2 tRNA genes and 1 rRNA gene are annotated in these 851 nt (G+C 49.8%); all 3 read left to right on the forward strand.

Annotated elements, in window-relative coordinates:
* Positions 1-97 precede the first annotated feature (97 nt).
* Positions 98-174 (forward strand) — tRNA-Ile (locus ACCW76_RS20890).
* A gap of 151 nt (positions 175-325) precedes the next feature.
* Positions 326-401 (forward strand) — tRNA-Ala (locus ACCW76_RS20895).
* Positions 402-602: 201 nt separating this feature from the next.
* A 23S ribosomal RNA gene (locus ACCW76_RS20900) occupies positions 603-851 on the forward strand; the annotation flags it as partial.

The raw sequence follows: 851 nt of genomic DNA on the forward strand, positions 1-851 counted from the left end.
CCTGCGGTTGGATCACCTCCTTACCTGAAGATACCTTCCCGCGCAGTGCTCACACAGATTGTCTGATAGAAAAGTAACGAGCAGAAAAAACCTCTACAGGCTTGTAGCTCAGGTGGTTAGAGCGCACCCCTGATAAGGGTGAGGTCGGTGGTTCAAGTCCACTCAGGCCTACCAAATTCGCACTCATGCGGCGTTATGTACTCGGTCGTTTACCCAAGTAAACTTCCCTCCTACATGCCTTGCCTGAGCACGAATTTACGTTTTCATGTAAATGAAAAAGTAACTCCTGGTGAGTGGTAGTAGAAGGTCTCTGCAGTAACTGTATGGGGCTATAGCTCAGCTGGGAGAGCGCCTGCCTTGCACGCAGGAGGTCAGCGGTTCGATCCCGCTTAGCTCCACCATTACAGTGATTCAAAACAATACTTCAGAGCGTACCGGCAACGGTGTGCTGCGAAGTATTATGCTCTTTAACAATCCGGAACAAGCTGAAAATTGAAACGACACGTCGTGTTCATTCTCCGTAATAAGAATGAATAAACGATGTGTTCGAGTCTCTCAAATGCTTGCAGTCTGCAGCGTTGTAAAACGCCTGTGGGTTGTGAGGTTAAGCGACTAAGCGTACACGGTGGATGCCCTGGCAGTCAGAGGCGATGAAGGACGTGCTAATCTGCGTAAAGCGTCGGTAAGGTGATATGAACCGCTACAGCCGACGATGTCCGAATGGGGAAACCCGGTGCACTCTGTGCATCATCGCAACATGAATACATAGTGTTGCGAGGCGAACCTGGGGAACTGAAACATCTAAGTACCCAGAGGAAAAGAAATCAACCGAGATTCCCCCAGTAGCGGCG

It is taken from the genome of Pantoea sp. C8B4 (genome assembly GCF_051336905.1).
In the GTDB taxonomy this organism is placed as follows: domain Bacteria; phylum Pseudomonadota; class Gammaproteobacteria; order Enterobacterales; family Enterobacteriaceae; genus Pantoea; species Pantoea rwandensis_B.